The sequence below is a fragment of the Halomarina ordinaria genome (assembly GCF_030553305.1).
GTDB classification, from domain to species: domain Archaea; phylum Halobacteriota; class Halobacteria; order Halobacteriales; family Haloarculaceae; genus Halomarina; species Halomarina ordinaria.
In genome coordinates this window covers 2,389,042-2,409,556 of the sequence record NZ_JARRAH010000001.1, presented here as the reverse complement: position 1 = coordinate 2,409,556, position 20,515 = coordinate 2,389,042, and the positions used below count along the sequence as shown (strand labels likewise).

Annotated in this window: 18 protein-coding genes and 1 tRNA gene; 8 read left to right on the top strand and 11 right to left on the bottom strand. The window is 70.2% G+C overall.

The features are described from left to right. Nucleotides 1-63: 63 nt before the first annotated feature. A complete protein-coding gene (locus P1Y20_RS12975) occupies nt 64-1,155 on the top strand; it encodes an aminopeptidase (protein WP_304449085.1) in 1,092 nt (363 codons plus the stop codon). On the opposite strand, the gene P1Y20_RS12970 is transcribed toward P1Y20_RS12975, so the two are convergent. Then, nucleotides 1,156-1,560 (bottom strand): hypothetical protein, encoded by a 405-nt coding sequence (locus P1Y20_RS12970; RefSeq protein ID WP_304449084.1) that lies wholly within the window; start codon nt 1,558-1,560, stop codon nt 1,156-1,158. Between the two features lie 138 nt (nt 1,561-1,698). On the opposite strand from P1Y20_RS12970, the gene P1Y20_RS12965 reads away from it, so the two are divergent. Next, entirely contained in the window at nt 1,699-3,222 is a 1,524-nt protein-coding gene (locus P1Y20_RS12965; RefSeq protein WP_304449083.1) for a Na+/H+ antiporter NhaC family protein, read from the top strand. A gap of 132 nt (nt 3,223-3,354) precedes the next feature. Here P1Y20_RS12965 and P1Y20_RS12960 read toward each other — a convergent pair whose 3' ends face one another. Together P1Y20_RS12960 and P1Y20_RS12955 are read right to left on the bottom strand one after the other, a co-directional pair. After that, a complete protein-coding gene (locus tag P1Y20_RS12960; protein WP_304449082.1) occupies nt 3,355-6,822 on the bottom strand; it encodes a hypothetical protein in 3,468 nt (1,155 codons plus the stop codon). 693 nt (nt 6,823-7,515) lie between these two features. After that, nucleotides 7,516-7,590, bottom strand: a tRNA-Arg gene (locus P1Y20_RS12955). A 99-nt stretch (nt 7,591-7,689) separates the two neighbouring features. Here P1Y20_RS12955 and P1Y20_RS12950 point away from each other — a divergent pair. Genes P1Y20_RS12950 through P1Y20_RS12940 form a run of 3 tightly spaced genes read left to right on the top strand, consistent with a single transcriptional unit; the run spans nt 7,690 to nt 9,289 of the window. Beyond that, a complete protein-coding gene (locus tag P1Y20_RS12950) occupies nt 7,690-8,238 on the top strand; it encodes an AAA family ATPase (RefSeq protein ID WP_304449081.1) in 549 nt (182 codons plus the stop codon). Then, a complete protein-coding gene (locus tag P1Y20_RS12945; protein ID WP_304449080.1) occupies nt 8,235-8,669 on the top strand; it encodes an RNA-binding domain-containing protein in 435 nt (144 codons plus the stop codon). Before P1Y20_RS12950 ends, P1Y20_RS12945 begins: the two co-directional genes overlap by 4 nt. After that, the gene (locus tag P1Y20_RS12940; protein ID WP_304449079.1) at nt 8,666-9,289 is read left to right on the top strand and encodes an HAD family hydrolase; all 624 of its coding nucleotides are present in this window, start codon (nt 8,666-8,668) and stop codon (nt 9,287-9,289) included. The genes P1Y20_RS12945 and P1Y20_RS12940 overlap by 4 nt, the downstream gene beginning before the upstream one ends. On the opposite strand, the gene P1Y20_RS12935 is transcribed toward P1Y20_RS12940, so the two are convergent. Beyond that, nucleotides 9,286-10,329: a molybdopterin-dependent oxidoreductase gene (locus P1Y20_RS12935; protein ID WP_304449078.1), complete on the bottom strand. Its 1,044-nt coding sequence runs from the start codon at nt 10,327-10,329 to the stop codon at nt 9,286-9,288. The genes P1Y20_RS12940 and P1Y20_RS12935 overlap by 4 nt on opposite strands. A 108-nt stretch (nt 10,330-10,437) precedes the next feature. On the opposite strand from P1Y20_RS12935, the gene P1Y20_RS12930 reads away from it, so the two are divergent. Next, nucleotides 10,438-11,361, top strand: coding sequence for a CBS domain-containing protein (locus P1Y20_RS12930; protein ID WP_304449077.1), 924 nt, complete (start codon nt 10,438-10,440; stop codon nt 11,359-11,361). Between the two features lies 1 nt (nt 11,362). On the opposite strand, the gene P1Y20_RS12925 is transcribed toward P1Y20_RS12930, so the two are convergent. Beyond that, complete coding sequence (locus P1Y20_RS12925) at nt 11,363-11,596, bottom strand: hypothetical protein (RefSeq protein ID WP_304449076.1); 234 nt, start codon at nt 11,594-11,596, stop codon at nt 11,363-11,365. Between the two features lie 165 nt (nt 11,597-11,761). Next, nucleotides 11,762-12,745: a nucleoside recognition domain-containing protein gene (locus P1Y20_RS12920; RefSeq protein WP_304449075.1), complete on the bottom strand. Its 984-nt coding sequence runs from the start codon at nt 12,743-12,745 to the stop codon at nt 11,762-11,764. Nucleotides 12,746-12,861: 116 nt separating this feature from the next. Here P1Y20_RS12920 and P1Y20_RS12915 point away from each other — a divergent pair, with 116 nt between their 5' ends. Next, nucleotides 12,862-13,470, top strand: coding sequence for a metal-dependent hydrolase (locus tag P1Y20_RS12915; protein WP_304449074.1), 609 nt, complete (start codon nt 12,862-12,864; stop codon nt 13,468-13,470). Between the two features lie 36 nt (nt 13,471-13,506). Beyond that, nucleotides 13,507-14,349: a YihY/virulence factor BrkB family protein gene (locus P1Y20_RS12910; protein WP_304449073.1), complete on the top strand. Its 843-nt coding sequence runs from the start codon at nt 13,507-13,509 to the stop codon at nt 14,347-14,349. 1 nt (nt 14,350) lies between these two features. On the opposite strand, the gene P1Y20_RS12905 is transcribed toward P1Y20_RS12910, so the two are convergent. From P1Y20_RS12905 to P1Y20_RS12885, 5 genes are all read right to left on the bottom strand, one after another. Continuing rightward, nucleotides 14,351-14,905 carry a magnesium transporter gene (locus P1Y20_RS12905; RefSeq protein WP_304449072.1) on the bottom strand — a complete coding sequence of 185 codons (555 nt, stop codon included), beginning with the start codon at nt 14,903-14,905 and terminating at the stop codon, nt 14,351-14,353. Beyond that, nucleotides 14,902-15,477 carry a magnesium transporter gene (locus tag P1Y20_RS12900; RefSeq protein WP_304449071.1) on the bottom strand — a complete coding sequence of 192 codons (576 nt, stop codon included), beginning with the start codon at nt 15,475-15,477 and terminating at the stop codon, nt 14,902-14,904. Before P1Y20_RS12900 ends, P1Y20_RS12905 begins: the two co-directional genes overlap by 4 nt. A gap of 54 nt (nt 15,478-15,531) precedes the next feature. After that, nucleotides 15,532-16,923, bottom strand: coding sequence for a signal recognition particle protein Srp54 (locus tag P1Y20_RS12895; RefSeq protein WP_304449070.1), 1,392 nt, complete (start codon nt 16,921-16,923; stop codon nt 15,532-15,534). Between the two features lie 59 nt (nt 16,924-16,982). After that, nucleotides 16,983-18,434, bottom strand: coding sequence for a S8 family peptidase (locus P1Y20_RS12890; protein WP_304449069.1), 1,452 nt, complete (start codon nt 18,432-18,434; stop codon nt 16,983-16,985). 121 nt (nt 18,435-18,555) lie between these two features. Further along, nucleotides 18,556-20,448 carry a bacterio-opsin activator domain-containing protein gene (locus P1Y20_RS12885; RefSeq protein WP_304449068.1) on the bottom strand — a complete coding sequence of 631 codons (1,893 nt, stop codon included), beginning with the start codon at nt 20,446-20,448 and terminating at the stop codon, nt 18,556-18,558. Between the last annotated feature and the right edge of the window lie 67 nt (nt 20,449-20,515).

Here is a 20,515-nt window from a genome sequence, read left to right as displayed (position 1 = left end):
CACGCGAGCCGACAGAAGGTTCGTTCTGGGAAGGGTTTAGTGGCCGTGTCCGTACCTCGGGGTATGGACCCCCGAATCGAGCGGCACGCGGAGGTGCTCGTCGACCAGTGTACCGGCGTCACGGCCGAGGACGACGTGGTCGTCGTCGCGCCGCCGGTCGCGGAGGACCTCGTCGTCGCGCTCTACCGCCGTCTCGGTGAGATCGGTGCCCAGCCGACGCTCCACTGGAGCAGCGCCCGCGCCGAACGGGAGTACGGCCGCGCGATGGACGAGGAGGCCTTCCGGACGCCCGAGCACCGCCTCGCCGAGATGGAGGCGACGGACGTCGTCATCGCCATCGGTGGGGGGACGAACCTCGCCGAGACGAGCGACGTGGCCCCCGAGAAGAACGCCGCCCGGGGACGGGCGCACGAACCCGTGTTCAAGGAACGGCTGGAGACGCGCTGGGTCATCACCCAGTACCCCGCTCCCGGGAGCGCACAGAAGGCGGAGATGTCGACGGCCGCCTACGAGGAGTTCGTGTGGAACGCCGTCGACCGGGACTGGGAGGCCCAGCGCGACTTCCAGCAGGAGATGGCGGACGTCCTCACCGAGGGCGAGGAGGTCCGGATTCGCTCGGGCGACACCACCGACGTCACGATGTCCATCGAGGGGATGCGAGGTTGTAACGACTGGGGGACCCACAACATGCCAGCCGGCGAGGTGTTCACCGCGCCGGTACGCGAGAGCGTCGAGGGGGAGGTACTGTTCGACAAACCCGTGATGCGTAACGGCCGGGAACTCACCGACGTCTTCCTCCGCTTCGAGGAGGGTCGCGTCGTCGACTTCGACGCCGCCGGACACGTCGACGTCCTGGAAGCCACCCTCGACACCGACGAAGGGGCGCGCTACCTCGGCGAACTGGGTATCGGCATGAACCGGGCCATCGACCGCTTCACCTACAACATGCTCTTCGACGAGAAGATGGGCGACACCGTCCACATGGCCGTCGGCGACGCCATCGACGAGTGCGTCCCCGAGGGCGTGGAGGCCAACGAGTCGGCCGCCCACGTCGACATGATCGTGGACATGAGCGAGGACTCCACCATCGAGGTCGACGGCGAGGTCGTCCAGCGCGACGGCACCTTCCGTTTCGAGGACGGCTTCGAGGCGTAGTCAGACGAGTTCGTTGTCCCGCAGCAGGTCGCAGAGGACGTGGGTGTAGAGGACGACGGCGGTGAAGACCGCCAGCGGGGCCGAGACGAGCGCGAGGCCGCCCACCAGCACCCCCCCGAGGGCGTGGTGCGAGAGGTGCCTGCGGCGCTCCATCTCGAGGCCACGGAAGGTACCGGCCTGGTCGACGAACGCCCCCCGGCCCCGTCGCAGCGTCGAGCGCAGGTGCGACCAGTCGCCGGAGAGCAGGCGCGCCAGGAGGAAGTGGTCGAGGTCGACGAAGACGCTCAGCGCCACGCCGTACCCCCAGAGGACGGCGAGCGCGGGGGGCGAGAAGGCGTCCACGAGCGGGACGAGCGCGACGGCGCTGACGACGGCTCCGACGGCAGCGTGTTCCGGTGACTGCATGGCGATGTGGAGTTCGCGAGCACACTTCCCTGTCGGTATTCGCCGTCGGGCGGACGACGGATTCGTGCAGGCGAGTTGAGATATGCGTGGTATTCATTGTGAGAGACATACAAATGTCTCGGGCGGATACGGCGGGTAATGGCTGACCTGTCGTTCGAGCCGCTCACCTACGACGACCTGGCGCCGGAGGAGCGTCCGTCGCTGGTGCAGGCGCTCGTCCCGCTGGTCGGGATGCTGACCTTCCTCGGGGTCGGGAAACTCGTCTTCGGTCTCGACCCGCAACTCCCCCTGCTGTGGGGTATCGCACTGACCGGCGCCGTCGGGCGCTACTGGCTCGGCATCCCGTGGCGCCGGTTGTACGAGGGCATCGTCGACGGTCTCGTGATGGGGATGCAGGCCATCCTCATCATCTTCGTCATCTACGCGCTCATCGCCACCTGGATGGGCGCGGGGACCATCCCGGCGCTCATCTACTACGGCCTCGACCTGCTCTCCCCACGGGTGTTCCTCCCGGCCGCCGCGCTGTTCGCGGCCGTGGTCGCCTTCGCCGTCGGCTCCTCGTGGACCACGGCCGGGACGCTCGGCGTCGCGTTCATCGGCATCGGGGTGGGCCTCGGCGTCCCCGAACCGATGACCGCCGGCGCGGTGCTCTCGGGGGCGTACACCGGCGACAAGATATCCCCCCTCTCGGACACGACGAACCTCGCCGCCGCCGTCACCAACACCGACCTGATGAGTCACGTCCGGACGATGCGCGTCGGGACGAGCATCGCCCTCGGTATCTCGGTGCTCGGCTACGCCGCCCTCGGCCTCGGGTTCGACGGCGCCGTCCCGCCGGGGCGCATCGAGGCCATCCAGGGGGCCATCGCGGGCAGTTTCACCGTCCACCCGCTCGTGTTCGTCCCCCTCCTCCTGACGTTCGGCCTCGCGCTCCGCGGCTACCCGGCGCTCCCCACGCTGGGGATGGGCGCCATCGTCGGCGCCCTCGTCCAGATTCTCGTCCAGGGCGGCCCGTTCGTCGGGACGTGGACGCTCGCGTCGCTCGCCCAGACGGTGACCGCGGAGTCGTTCACCGCCGCGTGGGAGGTGGCACAGAGCGGTACCGCCCCCGAGACGGGCGTCGAGCAGGTGAACAGCCTGCTCGCGACCGACGGCCTCGTCGGGTCGGCGTGGACCATCACCATCATCGTCGCGGCGCTCGCGCTCGGCGGACTGCTCGAACGCACGGGCATCCTCGCGGTGGTCGCCCACGCCATCGGCCGCGCCGTCTCGAGCGTCGCCGGCCTCACCGCGGGCACCGTCGCCGCCGCGTTCTCGATGAACGTGCTCTCGGCCGACCAGTACATGAGCATCGTCGTCCCCGGCATCAGCCTGCGGAACATCTACGACGAGTTCGACCTGGAGACGCGCAACCTCTCGCGGGCCGTCGAAGCCGGCGGGACGACGACGAGCGCGCTCGTCCCCTGGAACTCCGGGGGGGTCTACATGGCGACGGTCCTCGGCGTCCCGACGCTCGCGTACGCGCCGTACTACTTCTTCGGCTTCCTCTCGCCGCTGGTCGTCGTCGTGATGGGTCTCACCGGCTGGCGCATCGCCCGACGCGGCGAGGAGACCGAGGCGGGTATCGCGGCCGCCGCCCGCTCGCTGGCCGAGGACGACTGAGCCGGAGCCGCCACGCGGCGGAGCCGTCGCTCGCGGGCGGTGAAACCGGTCCGCGCGGCGTCGCGCCGGCACGGACGTGAGAGGGTGTGAGACGACAGCAGTCGTGGCGACGGCGCGTCGGTCGTCGCCTCGTTACTCGGTGAACGAGAGCTGTGCGGTGCCGTCCATCGCGAGTTCGGTGAGGTCGCCGCGGAAGTGGTAGGCGTCGACGCCGCCGTCGACGCGCCCGGAGACGCTCGTCCCCTCGACGACGTCCGTCGCGGCGTCGTCGCTCCCCCACGGGTGCTTGACCACGAGGCCGTCGACCGTCAGGTCGTACGAGCAGGGGTCGCTGTCCGTGCCGTCGACGACGAACGTGTGCGTCAGCGCGGCGCCGGCGAGCCCCTTCGTCGCGAGCAGGTCGGGGTCGACCTGCTGGCCGTCGACGTAGACCGCCGCCGGCCCGTCGAGCTGGAAGTCGGTGACGGAGCCGGAGAACAGGTAGGCGTCGGTGCCGACCGAGACGGCACCTTCGGCGCTGCTGCCGGAGACGTTGTCGCCCGCGTCGAACGTCCCGGTGTCCGTGTCGGGGGCGACGTCGCCGCCCACGGTGAACTCGTAGCTCGCGACGGTGTCGAGACCGACGATGGCGATGCTGTGCGGGTAGTCGTCGTCCGTGTCGGCGTCCGACTCGTCGTCGCCGCCCGACTCGGTCTCGTCGGTGACCGAGCGAACCACGTCCGGGGTGACGGTCGCTCCGTCGAGTTCGATGGTGGCGTCGCCCTCGACGTCGAACTCCGTCACCGACCCCGTGAAGTAGTAGGCGTCGGTGCCGCCGGCGAGCACGCCCCACGTGCTGTTGCCGTCGAGGTGGTCTTCGCTCCCCCACCGTGTGTCGAACCGCAGGTCGCCCGTCACCGTGAGGTCGTAGCGCGACTTCTCCGGCGAGTAGAGCTTCAGGTGGTGCTCGACCGGTTCCGAGTCCTCCGAACCGTCCGACTCGTCGTTCGAGTCCTCCGAGCCGTCGGACCCCGAGTCACCGTCGGAGCCGTCCGAGTCGTTCGAACCATCGTCGTCGCCCGATTCGGGTGCGTCCGGTTCCTCGGTCTCGTCGGTGATCGCACGCACGTCCTCGGCAGTGACGACCTTCCCGTCGAGTTCGATGGTGGCGTCGCCCTCGATGTCGAACTCCGTCACCGACCCCGTGAAGTAGTAGGCGTCGGTGCCGCCGGCGAGGACACCCCACGTGCTGTTGCCGTCGAGGTGGTCTTCGCTCCCCCACCGTGTGTCGAATCGCAGGTCGCCCGTCACCGTGAGGTCGTAGCGCGACTTCTCCGGCGAGTAGAGCTTCAGGTGGTGCTCGACCGGTTCCGAGTCCTCCGAACCGTCGGACCCCGAGTCGTCGTTCGAGTCCTCCGAACCGTCGGAGTCGCCCGAACTGCCATCGCCCGAGTCGTCCGAACCGGAGTCGTCGGACCCGTCGTCGTCCGCGTCACCGACGGAGGCGGGGTCGACCGGTCGCCCCTCGACGTACGCCGTCGCGTTGGCGTCGATGTCGATGGCCACGATGTCGCCGGTGAAGTCGAAGATGTCGCGGTAGCCGGCGACCGTCCCGCTGACGGTCGAGCCGTCGTCGGAGATGCTGTCCTCGGCGTTGAGCGTCTCGGGCGAGTCGAACGTCCCGTCGGCGGAGACCGTGTAGGAGGCCACGTCGTCGCCGCTCCCACCCTCGATGCGCAGGCGGCGGGTGGTGGCGTCGGGGCCGTCGTCGGTCGAGTCGTCGTCGGAGTCCGACCCGCCGGACCCCGACTCGCCCATCGAGCGCAGTTCCTCGGGCGTGACAGCCCCGCCGTCGAGTTCGATAGTCGCGTCGCCGTCGAGTTCGAAGTCGGTGACGACGCCGGTGAAGTAGTAGGCGTCGGTGCCCCCGACGAGGAAGCCGCGGGCGCTGTCGCCCTCGATGTAGTCCTCGGTCCCCCAGCGCGGGTCGAACTCGAGGTCGCCGCTCACCGTGAACCGGTACGGCGCCTTCTCCGTCGAGTGGAGCTTCAGGTGGTGGGTCGACCCGTCGTCGACCAGGTCGCCATCGTCGGCATCGCCGTCGTCAGTGCCCTCGGAGTCCGTCGGTTCGTCCTCGTCGGCGCGCCGCCAGGTCTCGCTCGGGACCGGACAGCTCTCGCCGTACTGGAGACCGCTCGTGTCCGCCGACGACCGGGTGTAGTCGATGGCCTTGCCGGGGACGTTGATGGTCGTGTTCTCGACGACGCAGTCCGGCGATTCGCGCAGGTGGATGCCGTCGTCGTTCTCCATCTGGATGCAGCAGTCGCGGATGACCGTCTCGGGCCGCGTGTCGAGGAAGACGGCGCCCTTCGTCGAGCGCCCCGATCCGGTGATGGAGACGTTCTCGAGGGTCAACCCCCAGTCGGACTCGGGAGGCGTGCCGTGCGAGGAGAAGCGCTCGCCGGGAGCCCACGCGTAGATGGCCGCCTGGCCGTCGACGTCGTTCTGGATGCGGGTGTCCTTGATGGTGACGTCGCCGTCGGAGGCGTTGATGAAGACGGACCCGAGGGCGTCGTTGTTCCCGTCCTGCTTGCGGGTGATGATGTCGCAGTTGTAGATGCCGCCGCCGGACTTGCCGAACTGGCCGCTGGAGAAGTAGAGGCCGTTGACGCCGCCGACGTCACCTGTGTTCTCCGGATGGGCGTCGTCCCAGTCGAGGACGATGGTGGAGTCGCGGATGTACGACCCGGCACCCATGCGCATCACACACATGTCGTTGTTCTTGAAGAAACAGTTCTCGAAGTTCGTCGACCCCTCGTGTTTCCCGGTGTAGAGGCCGCCGTCGCCGGCCGCGTTCTCGATGTGACAGTTCCGGTAGATGAGTTTCCCGTTGTGTCCCTCGAAGACGCCGCCCGCGCCGTCGTTGATGCCGTGGGGTTTGAAATCGGAGGGGCCGGTGTGGACGAAGCCCGTGATGAGGCCCTCGCCGTCGGGGTCCGTCAGTTTCGGGAGGAGCGCCCAGCGGTCCGCCGAGCCCGAGGAGTTGAACCCCGCGAACTCGATGTCGTGGACCTGCAGGTTGTCCTCGATGACGATGACGTTCCCGATGTCGCCGGCGTCCTTCCGGGCACGCTGTTGGAACGTGACGTTCTCGAGCAGGATGTCGCTCCCGCCGCGGACGAACAGGAAGTAACTGGACCGTCCCGGCGGGGTGATGAACTCGACGTCGTTACGGTGGGCGCCGAGTCCGCGGACGCCGAAGCGGCGGAGTCCGCGCTGGAGGGTGTAGTCCTCGAAGAGGTACTGCCCCGGGGGGAACTCGATGAGGGTGCCGTTCTCCATCGCGCCGTAGAGCGCGTCGTCGATCGGTTCGTTCCCGTCCGGGTCCATCCCGAGGTCCTCGACCGCGTTCAGTACCCGGTCGAAGTCGATGCCGTGACGGCCCGTCGTCGCCGCGCGGCCGGCCCGACTGCCGACCGCGACGACGCCCGCCGCCGCCGCTCCGAGTTTCAGGTACGCGCGGCGGTCGAGCATCGACCGCCCGGAGTCTCGCTCCCCCTCCATCGAGGAGCCGTGTTCTGCTGTCTGATCGCTCACGTTCTCACGTGCCAATTCGTCCATGCCAGTTTCATTCATCGATTACGATGTAATAAGTATTTTGTTGTAAATCAATATCTGATGAAAGTTACAAAATAAGATATGTTCGATTATGTATCTATGGAGTTTAGGCCACTATCTCATCCGAATTCCGCTATATTTGACACTCCAAGACGTTTAGGAGCGTTCACACGAACGGAGTACCTCGAGCCTTCGGGCCATCCTATAAGATAGAGTACCTATCATAAATAATATATTACCAAATAGAATATCATTGTGGAGAGGACTTCGTTACGCAGTAAGCCACAAGATTCAATACTGATAATCGAGGTCGGCCGGGAGTCGGTCGACGGAACGACCGAGAAATCGAGCGCAGGGGCCCTCGTATCGCCGATATAGGGGGAACGTATATAAACAGGTCGCGGAGAGCGAACCTGAGTGGCAGGACGTGAAATCGTTCGCCTCGCATCGGACCGACGACCATTCTATCGGCGACACGAGACGCCTACCGCCCCAGTGACGGTCGTCGGAACGTGATGCAGGGGAGGGATTCGCTCGCAGTCGCGGTCGTCGACGGAGAGTGAGCGCGGTAGGGATCGAAGGAGGGCACGACTCCTCGCAGACGAGTAGGGGGGTCGAACTCCGGTCGGACGAGTCCTCACTTCGCTCGAACTACGTGCTCCCTGCTTCGAATCCCTTCTCGGTTGTTCACCACGCCGAGCACGATGGGATTCGAACCCACGACCATCGGATTAGAAGTCCGACGCTCTATCCTGGCTGAGCTACGTGCCCTGGAGGGGGATTCACGCGTAGGCATCAAAAGGAGTCGGTTTCCTCGCCACCACGGCCGGAACACAGGCGTTAAGGGCGCATCGAACGGACTCCGTGGCGATGCGAGTCATCGGGACCGTCGGGTTGCCGGGAAGCGGCAAGGGCGAAGCCGCGACCGTCGCCCGGGAACTTGGCATACCCGTCGTCACCATGGGCGACGTCATCCGCGCGGAGTGCCGTCGCCGCGGCCTCGACCCGGCCGACCACCACGGCGAAATCGCACAGCGCCTCCGCGAGGAGGAGGGCGTCACGGCCATCGCCGAGCGTTCGCTCCCGCTCGTCGAGGAAGCCCTCAACGACGCCGGCACCGTCCTCGTCGACGGCATCCGCTCCGACGTCGAGGTCGAGCGCTTCGAGGAGCGCTTCGGCGAGGACTTCACCCTCGTCGCCGTCACCGCGCCGTTCGACCTCCGCGTCGAGCGGGTCGGCGTCCGCGGGCGCGACAACGTCGGCGACGGCGGCGAGGCGCTCGAGGCGCGCGACGAGCGCGAACTCGGCTTCGGGATGGGCGCGGCCATCGACCGCGCGGACGTGACCGTCGAGAACACCGGCACGCTGGCCGCCTTCCGCCGTCGCGTGCGGTCGATTCTGGAGGGCGAGCGAGCATGAGTACCGTCTACAGCGTCGACGTGACGATTCGCGCGCCGGTCGCCGCCACCGAGGTGACCGACCGGGTCGTAGACGCCGTCGAGCACGTCTTCCCCGGCGTCACCGTCGAGGAACACCCCGGCGAGGTGCGGGCGACGACCCACTCCCTCGAGTCCTTCTCCGAACGCCTCCACGAGGCCGAGATACTCGACAGCGCGCGGATGACGTTCCTCCAGACGCTCTCCGGCGACACGTTCACCTTCCGGCTGAACAAGCAGGCCGCGTACGCGGGCCGGCTCACCTTCGCCGTCGGCGACCCGGCCGAACTCGGCGACATCGAGGTGGAGGTGACGGTGCGCGACCCCGACCCCGAGACGTACGTCGACCACGTCGCACCGCCGACCGAGGACGGCGTCCCCATCGACCCCGCCGACCGACGGGACGAGCGGTGACCGACTCGACCGCGGTCCACTTCGACCTCGACGGGACACTCCTCACGTTCGACGACTACGCGGCCGTCGTCGAGGGCGCGTTCCGCGACCGACTCGACCGGGTCGAACCGGCGTGGTGCGAGCACTACAGCGACCGCTTCTTCGAGGGCTTCGAGGCGCTCCGTCCCGACCCCTACCGCCGCGCGATGGCCGACGTCTGCGAGGCGTTCGGCCTCGACGCCGACCCGACCGCTCTCGTCGACGCGCTGGTCGAGCGCGAGTGCGCCGAGAGCGCCGTCGTCCCCGGCGCACGCGACCTGCTCGCGACCCTCGACTGTCCGCTCGGCGTCCTCACGAACGGCGTCGGCCGCGTCCAGCGCGCGAAACTCGCCCACCACGGTCTGCTCGACGCGCTCGACGCCGTCGTCGTCTCCTACGACGTGGGCGCGCACAAGCCCGACGCGGCCGCCTTCGACGCGGCCCGCGAGGCGCTCCCGGCGGACCGCCACGTCCTCGTCGGCGACGACGAGCGCGCGGACGTCGCGGGCGGCCGGGCGGCGGGGTTCGAGACGGTCCACGTCCGCGGGGGCGACCCCGGCGTGACCGTCTCGGGACTCGACGACCTCGCACGAGTCCTCTAGTCGAGCCCGCTGACGAAGATAGCGAGCCACTGCCCCCAGTCGCGTTCCTCGCGCACCTCGACGGCCGTCACCCACTTCACCCACTGGAAGCCGCGCTTGCCCGGCGCGACGAGTCGGAGGGGGAAGCCGTGGCCGTGGGTCAGGCGCTCGCCGTCGACGTGTGTCGCGAGGAGCATCCCGCGCGCGACGTCGACGGGGAAGCCGAAGCGATAGCCCGTCACGGAGTGGAACGTCACCCACCGTGCCTCCCCGGTCACCCCGGCGTCGTCGAGCAGGTCCGCGACCGGCACCCCCCGCCAGTCGCGCTCGACGAACCAGCCGCTGGTGCAGTCGAGGAGCGCGCGCTCCTCGCGGCGGGCGTCGAGCGCGTCGTAGCCCAGTTCGAGGGGACGCTCGACCGCGCCGGCGACGTGCAGGCGCCACGTCTCCGGCGCTATCGGGTCCGGGTCGTCGAGTACCCAGCTCGTGACGGGAAAGCGATTCCCGCTCCCCTCGTGGGGTTTCGACCCGGTGAAGCGCCGGTCGGCGCCGGCCGTGTCGAGCACCGCGACGAGCGCCTGCTGGGCGCGCCAGGCGAGCGCGCCGAACAGCACCAGCGCGCCGTACTGGAGGACGGTCCGACGCCCCTCCCAGTCGGCGGTCGTCGGCGTCCGGAACCGCGCGGCGAGGTGGACGAGGAGGACGGGGACGACGACGAGGCCGAGACCGATGTGGAGGTTGAGCAGCGTCCACCCCCAGAGGTCGAGGTCGTAGCCGAGCACCCACGCGATGCCCGTCGCGAGCGCGCTCAGCGCGAGGAACGCCAGGAGGACGGAGAGCGCGACGGTCCGGTTCCACCGCCCGGTCACCCGCCGGCGGACGCGCCTGAGCTTCCAGAAAAGGAGGACGACGAGCACCAGCGCGCCCGCCCCGTGGAGGACGAACACCCAGCCGAACCGCGGCGTCCCGACGCCGAGGCTGACGACGCCCGTGACGAGCGCCAGCGCGACCGCGAGGAGGATGGTCCAGTCGACCAGCCGCGGACGGGGTTCGAATCGCACGGTCGCCCTAGGGGCGCGAGCGGTTTAGCCTGACGGGCGGGCGACGCGGCGGCACGGGACGGGACGGGACAACGGTGATATGGCGGGCGCGACAGGGGACAGACGACAATGCTCGTTCCGCTGCGCGTGCGCGACGTGATGACGGAGACGGTGGAGACGACGACCCCCGAGACGACGGTGACGACGGCGGCGACCCGGCTGACGGAGGCGGACATCGGGTCGCTGGTCGTCGTCGACGGCGGAACGCCGGTCGGTATCGTGACGCGGAGCGACCTCGTCGCGGTGCTTGCGGCGGACGGAGACCCGGAGGCGACCACGGTGGAGACCGTGATGTCGACGTCGCTGGAGACGGTGGCGGCGGACGCGGGCCTCGGCCGGGCGGCGGAGACGCTCCGCGACCACGGCATCACGCACCTCCCGGTGACGGCGGACGGCGAACTCGTCGGTATCCTCACGGCCACCGACCTCTCGTACTACCTCCCGAAGCTCTCGCCCGCGAGCGACTGGCACGAGCGCGGGGGGCGCGCGCGCCTCGGGAGCGACGAGGTGGCCTACGAGTCGGCCGAGTGGGAGTTCACCCACAGCCGCGAGAACGGCGCGCCGGTCGGCGTCGGCGACGTCGTCCGGTTCAGCAAGGACCTCTCGGACGACGACGTCCGCTCGTTCGCGGGGGCGAGCGGCGACACGAACCGCCTCCACCTCGACGACGGGTTCGCCGCGGACACCCGCTTCGGGCGGCGCATCGCCCACGGGACGCTCGTCGCGGGCGTCATCAGCGCGGCGCTCGCGCGCATCCCCGGTCTCACGGTCTACCTCTCGCAGGACCTGCGCTTCCTCGGCCCCGTGGGGGTCGGCGAGACGGTCACCGCCGTCTGCGAGGTGGCGGAGGAACTCGACGAGGGTCGCTACCGGTTACTGACCGCCGTCTACGACGAGGACGGCGAGCGCGTCGTCGAGGGCGAGGCGGTGGTCCTCGTCGACGAGTTACCCTACAGCGAGGAGGAGAAACTGGAACCGGTCGAGGACGACTGACTCAGTCGCGCCGGCCGACCATCGCCCCGTTGTCGGCGTCCATCAGGTTACGGAGGCGCTGGCTCCCGCCCGCGTCGAACGAGAGCTGTGCGCCCGCGCGGCGGGCGAACGAGAGCGTGTCCGAGGCGGGGGCGGGGGCCGTCGCGTCGGCCCACCTGCCGGCGGTCGTGGTGGGGGTGGTCGAAGTCGGTGTCGGTCGATACGTCGCGGAACTCGGTCGTGGATTCGTGCTCATGGAGCGGCAGGGTCGTGTCGTGGTCGGTGGGCGGGACTGGGTCGAACCGTCACCGAGCGCGTACGGGGAACATGACTGTACGACACCCGACGGCCGTATTCATCATAAACGTTCATGTATGACTCGTCGTTGCCGCGACTCGGCCGTGTTCACACGACACACCGCTCAGAACGGGACGTAGAGGAGCACGACGAGCGCGACGGCGATCCAGGCCACCTTCAGGGCGGTGTTGACGACGATGACCTTCGAGCCGAAGTCGGCCCCCCAGATGCCGTACTGGAAGGGGATGGAGCGCTTGAACGTCGAGACGGTGAACGAGACGATGCCGCCGACGAGCATCGTCGCCACCGCCGTCCGCGGGGTGAACACGCCCTCCTCGACCAGCGGCGAGAGCACGAGCGCCCCGTTCGTCGTATCGAGCGTGAACACCGCGACGACGGGCACCGCGGCCGCCGGCAGGCCGACGGTCCCCGCGAGCGGGTCGGCCGCCCCCGCCCCGGCGACGCGCGCGACGTCGTAGCGCGACGTGAGGAAGGCGACGGCGGTGTAGATGACCAGCAGGCGCGGGAGGATGTCGCGGGTCTTCGCGAGGCCGCTCTCGACGGCGTCGCGGACCACCGCGCCGGCCGACTGCCCCTCGGCCGCCCGTCCCCCGTCGGCCTCGACCGCGGGCGTCGCCGCCCGGTCGACGTTGTCCCCGTCGAGCAGGAGCGCCCCCGCGAGGACGCCCGTGGCGGTGATGGCGAGGGCGACGGCCGCGCGCGTGCCGACGTAGAGCAGGCCCACCTCCAGGCCGAGGATGGGAATCAACACGGGCGCGTAGAAGGTGAAGACGTGCTGGGCGAAGCCGAAGAACGTGTTGATGGTGACGGCGACGAGCGTCGCCCGGTCGTCGAGCGCGCCCGACTCGCGGAACTCCGCGAGCATCCCGTAGCCCGCCGTCGTGGAGGCGGTGGTGGTGAGGATGGCGGTACCGACCTCCTCGGGGAGGTTCGCGGGGCGCGTCAGGGGCCGCGAGAGGCGGGCGATGGCCCGCACCGCGCCGAACCCGACGAGCAGGTTCGCGAGCGCCACCCCGAACGCGATGAACAGGGCGATGTTCGCCACCCGCGGGAGCACCGTCGCGAGGAGGTCGAGCAGTTCCTGCACGCCTCCTCGTAGGGGGACGCGGGGCAAGTGCGCGTCGGTTCCACCGCCAGACACGGGGTCGCACGCTCGACTCCCACACGGAACGCGTTTATCCGACACGACCGTACGGGGGGTGAATGATGGCAGTGACGCACGTGCTCGTGGGGATGGCGCTCGCGAGCGCCGTCGTGTGGGTCGCCCCCGAGTTCGCCCCGCTGGCGGTCGTCGCCGGCGCCCTCGGGGGCGCGTTCCCCGACTTCGACCTCTACGTCGGCCACCGCAGAACGCTCCACTACCCCGTCTACGGGTCGGTCGCGGGGGTCGGCGCGCTCGCCGGGGCGCTCACCCGACCGAGCGCCCTCACCGTCGCCCTCGCCTGCTTCCTGCTCGCCGCGGGCGCCCACGCCGCGATGGACGCCCTCGGAGGGGGCCTCGAGCTGAAACCCTGGGAACGCACCTCGGAACGGGCCGTCTACAGCCACTTCCACGACACCTGGCTCCGCCCCCGGCGCTGGGTCCCCTACGACGGCGCGCCGGAGGACCTCGTGCTGTCGGCGGCCGTCGCCCTCCCGTTGCTCGCGCTCCACGGGCCGCTCCTCTCGCGCCCGGTCGTCGTCCTCCTGCTCGTCGGCGCCGGCTACACCCTCCTCCGTCGCCGCCTCGCCGACGTCTGGGCGGCGCTGGTCGCGGCCGCACCGCCCGCGCTGGTCGCATACCTCCCCGAGCGGTTCGTCGCGGCGCGCTGAGACCGTCTATTTGTACCCGGGGGGTGAACGGGAGGCGTGGGCACCACAGAACGCCTCCGCAGCGCGCTCGACTCCGAGCGCCTCCCAGAGACGGTCCGCGCCGTCGTCGGCCTCGCACACGAACGAAGGGTGACGACCGCCGCGGCGAGCCTCGGCTACCACGCGTTCAACACGCTCGTCCCGCTGGCGCTGTTCCTCGTCATCGGCCTCTCGCTGTTCGGCGAGGCCGAGACCCTCACCCGGCTCGTCTCGACCGCCCTCGGCGTCGGGTCTGCGAGCGCCGAGTCGGCCGTCAGGTCGCTCTCGGAGAACGCGAGCGGTCGGCGGCGGGCCGCCGTCCTCGCCTTCCTCATCCTCGCCTGGAGCGCCGTGCGCACCTTCCGGGCGACCAACGCCGCGTTCGTCTCCATCTACGGCGAGCGTGACGGCCTCTCCGTCGTCGAACGGGCGGTCGACGTCGGCCTCGCGACGGTCACCATCCCCCTCGCGCTGGCGCTGGTCGCCGGCCTCGGCGTCGCGTTCACCCTCGCCGTCGACGGCGTGTTCTGGCGACTCGCCAGTCCGTTCCTCCTGTTCGCCGCGCTCGCCGTCGCGTTCTTCCCCATGTACTACCTCTTCCCGACCGACCGCGTCACCGTCCGGGAGGTGGTCCCGGGGACGCTGCTCGCCGCGGGCGCGTGGACGCTCTCGGCGCTCCTCTTTCGCGTGTACGCGAGCGTCTCACAGACCGTCCACTTCTACGGCGTCGTCGGCGGCCTGTTGCTCCTGCTCACCTGGCTCTACCTCGGCGGCCTCGCCATCCTGCTCGGCGCGGTGGTGAACGCCGTCCTCGCCGGTCGGGCCGCGCCGAGCGACGAGTGGCTCCCCGAACTGCAGTGACTCAGACGAGCAGTTGCACGACGACGAACAGCACGACGACGCCGAGGACGTCACAGGTGTTCGTCACGACGGGGATGACCACGTCGTCCGGGTCGAGTTCGAACCGGTAGGCGGCGTACGTCGCCACCACCGTCACGACGACGGCGAGGACGGCGAGGACGCCGCCGCTGAGTGCCGCCACGACGACGACCGTGAGCGGCGGGAGTCGCGCCCCGCCGGTCAGCGTCGAGAGCGCCCACGCACCCACCCCCACCAGCGGGAAGACGGTGAGCGCGAGGGCGACCGTCGCCACGCCGTTGCCGAGGAGCGTCTCGTCGGCGCCGAACGAGAGCGTCCCCAGGTGGAAGGCCGTCGAGAGGCGCGCCGCGAGGATGCTCCCGAGGTTCCCCGCCGTCCCGATGGTGACGGGGACGAGCACCAGCAGCGACGGGTAGCGGAGCAGCGTCGCCTCGAACCCGCCGAGGACGAGGCCGCTCCCGATCTCGACGAGCGTGAGCACGAGCAGGACGGGGAGCATCGCCCTGGTGATGGCCCGGACGGTCCACTCGGTCGTCACCCGCCCACCTCCAGCACGAGGCGGACGGCGAGAAAGAGGAAGGTGACGCCGAAGACGTCGCCGGCGGTGGTCACGATGGGGCCCACGAGCGTGTCGGGGTTGTACCCCCGGCGGTAGCCGGCGAACACCACGGCCACGACGATGGCGGCGAGGACGGTCCCCGAGAGCAGGGAGGCGACCAGCGAGATGGCGACGAGCGTCGAGAGCGGCGCGGCGGGCATGGCGAGCAGTCGCAGGACGAGGAACGCCGCCGTCGCCGCGAAGACGCTCGCGACGATGCCGTTGCCGATGGCCGCCACCACCGCCGCCCGGAGGCGGTCGTCCGCCTCGCCGACGGACGGGGTGATGAGCCCCTGGTGGAGCGCGGTCGAGACGCGCGCGCCCAGCGCGCCGTAGACGTTGCCGCGCGTGGCGAGCAGCGCCGGGACGAGCACGAGGAGCCCCGGGACGGCCTCGAACTCCGCGCGCATCCCGCCGAGGACGACCCCCGCCAGCAGGCCGCCGACCGCACTCGCCGCGAGCGCGGACACCCCCTCCCGGTAGGCCTCACGGGCCACGTCGCGGACGGTCATTCGTCCGGGACATTGCGGTCGGTGACCAAAAAGCAGGCGGGCACGGGGACGAGGTCAGTCGCCGAACGGCCCCATGCCGCCCATCCCGCCGCCGCCGCCACCGCCGCGCTGTTCCATCTGCTTCATCATCCGCTGCATGTCGCCGTCGCCCATCCCCTGGAACTGCTTTATCATCCGCTCCATCATGCGGTGCTGTTCGAGCAGTTCGCCGACCCGTTCGGCGGGTTTGCCGGAGCCGCGGGCGATGCGCTCGGTGCGCTCGGCGCCGATGACGCGGGGGTTGCGCAGTTCCTCGTCGGTCATCGAGTCCATGATGACCTCGAAGTCGCGCAGGCGGTCCTGGGTGACGTCCATCGCGTCGTCGGGTAACTGGTCCATCAGCCCGCCCCCGAGCCCGGGAATCATGTCGAGGACCTGGTCGAGCGGCCCCATGTTGTTCATCGCCTGCATCTGCTTTCGCATGTCGTGCAGGGTGAACTGCCCCTTCATCATGTCCTCGGGGTCCCAGTCGTCGTCCTCGCCCGTCGACTGCATCGCCCGCTCGACGCGCTCGGCGAGCTGTTTCAGGTCGCCCATGCCGAGCAGCCGGGAGATGAAGCCGTTGGGCTCGAAGCGCTCGATGTCCTGGACCGTCTCGCCGGTCCCGAGGAAGGCGATAGTCGAGTCCGTCTCGTTGACCGCCGCGAGGGCGCCACCACCCTTCGCCGTCCCGTCGAGCTTCGTGATGACGACGCCGTCGATACCGACCGCGTCGCCGAACGCCTGGGCCTGGTCCTTCGCGCCCTGCCCGATGGCCGCGTCGAGCACCAGCAGGTTGGAGTCCGGCTGGACGAACGACTCGATGTCCTTCAGTTCCTCGATGAGTTCCTCGTTCAGCCCGGAGCGCCCCGAGGTGTCGACGATGCGGACGTCGGCGTCCTCGGCCTCTTCGAGGCCGTCGCGGGCGATGGCGACGGGGTCCTCCTCGTCGGGGTCGCCGTAGAACTGCACCTCCGCGCGTTCACACATCTGTCTGGACTGCTCGTACGCCCCCGGTCGGAACGTGTCGGTCTGGATGACCGCCGGGCGCAGTCCCTTCTTCGAGAACCACCACGCCATCTTCGCCGCGGTGGTCGTCTTCCCCGACCCCTGGAGGCCGGCGAGGAGGATGGTCTGGGGTTCGAGCGGGAGCTGCGTGCTGTCGCCGATGAGCGCGACGAGTTCCTCGTAGACGATGCGGAGGACGTGGTCGCGGGCGGAGGTGCCGGCCGGCGGGTCCTCCTCCAGCGCGCGGGTGCGGATGGACTCCGAGAGGTCCATCACGATGTCGATGTCGACGTCGGCCTGCAACAGCGACCGCTGGATCTCCTTGACCACCTCGTCGACGTCCTCCTTGCTCAGGCGGGTCTTCCCCTGGAGCTTGTCCAGGGTCCCGCGGAGAGAACTGCCGAGATTGTCGAGTACCATTGTGCCCGGATATGCGATGCAATCGGTAAAGGCTTCGCTCCCGGTTCGTGGCCGTCGGCCTACGGTTCGACGAGCCTCACGTCGTCGAAGTCGGCGAGCGACCCCGACGCCGCGCGTTCGACCGCCGCCAGCGCGTCGATGAACCCCGCGCCCGTGCTCGCGGGGGTGTACGACTCGTGGGCCTCGTACGCGGTCGCCTCCACCGTGTTCAGCACGTCGACGGGAGTCGGGTCGTCACCCGTCGCCGTCCGGTAGGCGTCGACGACGAGGGCGGCCGTCCCGCTGACGACCGGACAGGACATCGACGTCCCCGAGATGGTGGCGTAGTAGCGGTCGCCGTCGGGGCTGGTCGCATTGAGCACGTCGAGGGGCGACATCGTGCTCGTCACCGCGTTCCCCGGGGCCCCCACCCCATTACGGTAGAGGCCGACGGGGCCGTCGACCGTCCCGCCGTCGTAGTGCGCCCGGAGGTTTCCGAGCGCGGTCTCGCGGTCGTAGTTCGCACCGGCGTCGGCCGACCGCCCCCGCGAGGAGAAGTCGGTGACGGCCCGGTCGTCGTCGGTGGCCGCCACCGAGAGGACGTGCGGGGCCTTCGCGTAGTCGTTGAGCGTGTCGTGGTCGGGTCCGCTGTTACCCGCCGAGAACACCGGGAGCATCCCGGCGTCGAACGCCGCCCACGTCGCCGTCTGGAGTGCCCCGTCGGGGTTGTAGTCGTCGGCGCTGGCCGCCCCGTAGGAGTTCGAGACGACGCTCACCTCCCCGGCGTGATTCGCCAACAGGTGGTCGTAGGCGGCGGCCGCTTTCAGGATGGAGACGGCGGCTCCCGAGGAGTACGAGGTGAGCGAGGCCGCGGGAGCCATCCCCCGGTCCTCGCCGTTGCTCTCGGAGCCGTCGCCCGCGACGGTGCCCGAACAGTGCGTCCCGTGGCCGATGTCGTCCGAGTCGAGGTCGCCGACGGGAAGCCACAGCGTCGGGTCGTCGAGGGGGTTGCCCGCCCACTGGTAGTTGCGCTCGACGGCACCCGCGAGGTCGGGGTGGTCGCCGTCGATACCCGAGTCGACGACGGCGACGTGGACGCCCTCACCGTCGTAGCCGAGGTCCGACTGCACCTCGTCGACGTCGGTCACCGCACGGGCGTCGGCGTTGTGGTAGTCGAGGTCCCGGTTCGCCTCGACGTAGCGCACGCCCGCCCGGTCGGCGAGCGCCGCCGCTTGCGCCCCGGTCAGGAGCGTGTAGGCGACCGGCAGGACCTCGAACTCGAGGACCCCCTCCGCGAGGTCGAACTCCGAGAGCAGCGAAAACCGGTCGCGGGAGTCGAAGACGACGAGCGCCTCCTGGAGCGCGTCGTCCGTCGTATCGAGCGCGTCGTCCGTCGTATCGAGCGCGTCGTCGACGAGCGTCGAGGCGCCCGCGGGACGACTGAGCGGGACCAGCGATGCGACCCCGAGTGCCCCGGTCGTCTTCAGTACTGTTCGCCGCGAAACGGTGAGTGTCGAACGTTTCTCCGTCATTGACTCAATCCGACGCCGGACGGCAGACCCGTCGGTTCGCCCCGACGTCATTCGTTCCTTGCGTTGGTGTTAGAAAATAACGGCCCCTCATCAGTCAGGGGAGCAGGGTGGCGGCCGGCGATTACCCGACCTCGGGAGAGCCATCCGCGAACACCCGCTCGACGAGTTTCCGCTCCGCGACCCGGAGGTGCTCGTGGAACGTCGCCGTCGAGATACCGAGCGAGTCGGCGAGGTCGGCACCGGTGTTGGCCCGCGGCGAGTCGAAGTACCCCGAGAGGTAGGCCCGCCGGAGCACCTCTCGCTGGCGGTCGGTCAGCCCCGCGAGGAGGCCGTCGGCCGCCAGCGAGTCGCGCGTGCGCTCGCGACGGGCGGCGAGCGTCGCGGCCGGACACCACGCCTCGACGGCGGCGACCGCCGACCTGGCGTCGGTACCGGGCGGGAAGACGGTGACGGCACGGGCGTCGTCCCCCTCGGCGTGGAGGTCGTCGACGACGCCGCCGTGGTCGACCAGCGCGTCGGCGAGCGTGCGTCCGACCGTCACCCGGACGACACCCCCATCGCGGTCGGTGCGGGCGACGTGCGCGTCCAGACAGGTGTCGTCCGTCGCGGCGACGACGTGCTCCGGGGCGACGCCCTCGACGCGGTAGAACTGCACCGACGTGCCGTCCCCGTTCGGGACCGTCCCGACGAGGTCGACCGTCGCCCCCTCGCGGGCGGCGGCGACCGGGAACAGCGACCCGTCGGGCAGGTCGAACGCCAGTTCGAGGACGGTGTCGGCGATGAGCGCGCGCCGCCGGTCGAGCGCGCTCATCGCGTAGGCGACGGTCCGGCCCAGTTCCGCGAGCACGTCGCGTTCGGTCGCGTCGAAGGCGTCGGGGCGGTCGGCGTAGACGCAGAGGACGCCGTGAGTCACCCCCCGGTACCGGAGCGGGATGGCGGCGGCCGAGGCGAAGTCGGCGGCCAGCGCCGCCGGTCGCCACCGCTCGGTTCCGTCGCCGTCGGCGATGTGCTGGGCGACCACCACCTCGCCCGTCCGGGCGGCCGTCTCGGCGGTCCGGTCGCCGTCGTCGAACTCGAGGTCCCCACGGGCGTCGAGGTACGCGGTCCCCTCCCCGGCGTGGGCGACGGGCGTCACCCGGTCGCGGCCGGGGCTGTACTCGCCGAGCCACGCGAAGCGGTAGGGCTCCTCGTCGGCGAGGCGACCGCACACCGACTGGACGACCTCCTCGCGCGTCGACGCCCGGACCAGGTCGCCGTTGACGTTGCGGATGACCTCGTTGATGCGGTTGAGCGTCCGCAGACGGTCGGTCCGGCGTTCGAGCGTCCGCTCGCGCCGGCGCCGCTCGGTGATATCGCGCCCGATGCCACAGACGCCGACGACGTCGTCCCGGTCGTCGGTGAGCGCCGTCCCGGTGAACTCGTAGGGGACGTGTTCGCCGTCGCGCGTCACGAGGTGGCCCTCCTCGGTGGCGCGGCCGGTCCGGACCGCGCGCCGAATCGCGGCGGCGATGGCCGCCTCGTCCTCGTCGGCGACGAAGTCGGTCGGCTCCATCGTCACCACCTCGCTCGCGTCGTAGCCGGTGACCGTTATCAACCGACGGTTCCACGCGAGGAACCGCATGTCGGTGTCGAAGAGGAAGAACACGTCCGCGAGCGCGTCGACGGACTCGCGGACGAGCGTCTCGCGTCGGGACGGCGGGTCGCCGGTCAGCGCGGAACGGACGACGGCCGCCACCGTCGCGGCGTCGGCGCTCGCGTCGCCCGTCAGGTGGACGCAGCGGTCGGCGCCCGCGGCGAGCGCTCGCGGCGGCGTCTCCGGCGACTCGTAGAGGACGACGTGCGGGGAGACGGCCGCCCCCTCCACCACGGGACGGTCGCGGAGCGGTCCGGCGTCGAGCAGGCAGTCGGCGGTGGTCGGGGTGTCGGTCCGCCGAATCCGGTGGTCGCGCGCCAGACGGCGGCCGAGACGTTCACCCACCGGTCCGACGACCAGTGCGTGAATCGGTGCTGCCATCGGTGTACCTACGCCAGGACCGTCATGAACGTTACGCCGCGCGGCGGACCCGCGCGGGAAGGAAGAG

Excerpts from the sequence above, each read along its gene's own strand:
- P1Y20_RS12895 (WP_304449070.1), bottom strand. The coding sequence starts at position 16,923 with ATGGTACTCGACAATCTCGGCAGTTCTCTCCGCGGGACCCTGGACAAG.
- P1Y20_RS12965 (WP_304449083.1), top strand. The coding sequence starts at position 1,699 with ATGGCTGACCTGTCGTTCGAGCCGCTCACCTACGACGACCTGGCGCCG.
- P1Y20_RS12950 (WP_304449081.1), top strand. The coding sequence starts at position 7,690 with ATGCGAGTCATCGGGACCGTCGGGTTGCCGGGAAGCGGCAAGGGCGAA.
- P1Y20_RS12915 (WP_304449074.1), top strand. The coding sequence starts at position 12,862 with ATGATGGCAGTGACGCACGTGCTCGTGGGGATGGCGCTCGCGAGCGCC.
- P1Y20_RS12970 (WP_304449084.1), bottom strand. The coding sequence starts at position 1,560 with ATGCAGTCACCGGAACACGCTGCCGTCGGAGCCGTCGTCAGCGCCGTC.
- P1Y20_RS12975 (WP_304449085.1), top strand. The coding sequence starts at position 64 with ATGGACCCCCGAATCGAGCGGCACGCGGAGGTGCTCGTCGACCAGTGT.
- P1Y20_RS12885 (WP_304449068.1), bottom strand. The coding sequence starts at position 20,448 with ATGGCAGCACCGATTCACGCACTGGTCGTCGGACCGGTGGGTGAACGT.
- P1Y20_RS12900 (WP_304449071.1), bottom strand. The coding sequence starts at position 15,477 with ATGACCGTCCGCGACGTGGCCCGTGAGGCCTACCGGGAGGGGGTGTCC.
- P1Y20_RS12930 (WP_304449077.1), top strand. The coding sequence starts at position 10,438 with ATGCTCGTTCCGCTGCGCGTGCGCGACGTGATGACGGAGACGGTGGAG.
- P1Y20_RS12945 (WP_304449080.1), top strand. The coding sequence starts at position 8,235 with ATGAGTACCGTCTACAGCGTCGACGTGACGATTCGCGCGCCGGTCGCC.
- P1Y20_RS12960 (WP_304449082.1), bottom strand. The coding sequence starts at position 6,822 with ATGGACGAATTGGCACGTGAGAACGTGAGCGATCAGACAGCAGAACAC.
- P1Y20_RS12890 (WP_304449069.1), bottom strand. The coding sequence starts at position 18,434 with ATGACGGAGAAACGTTCGACACTCACCGTTTCGCGGCGAACAGTACTG.
- P1Y20_RS12925 (WP_304449076.1), bottom strand. The coding sequence starts at position 11,596 with ATGAGCACGAATCCACGACCGAGTTCCGCGACGTATCGACCGACACCG.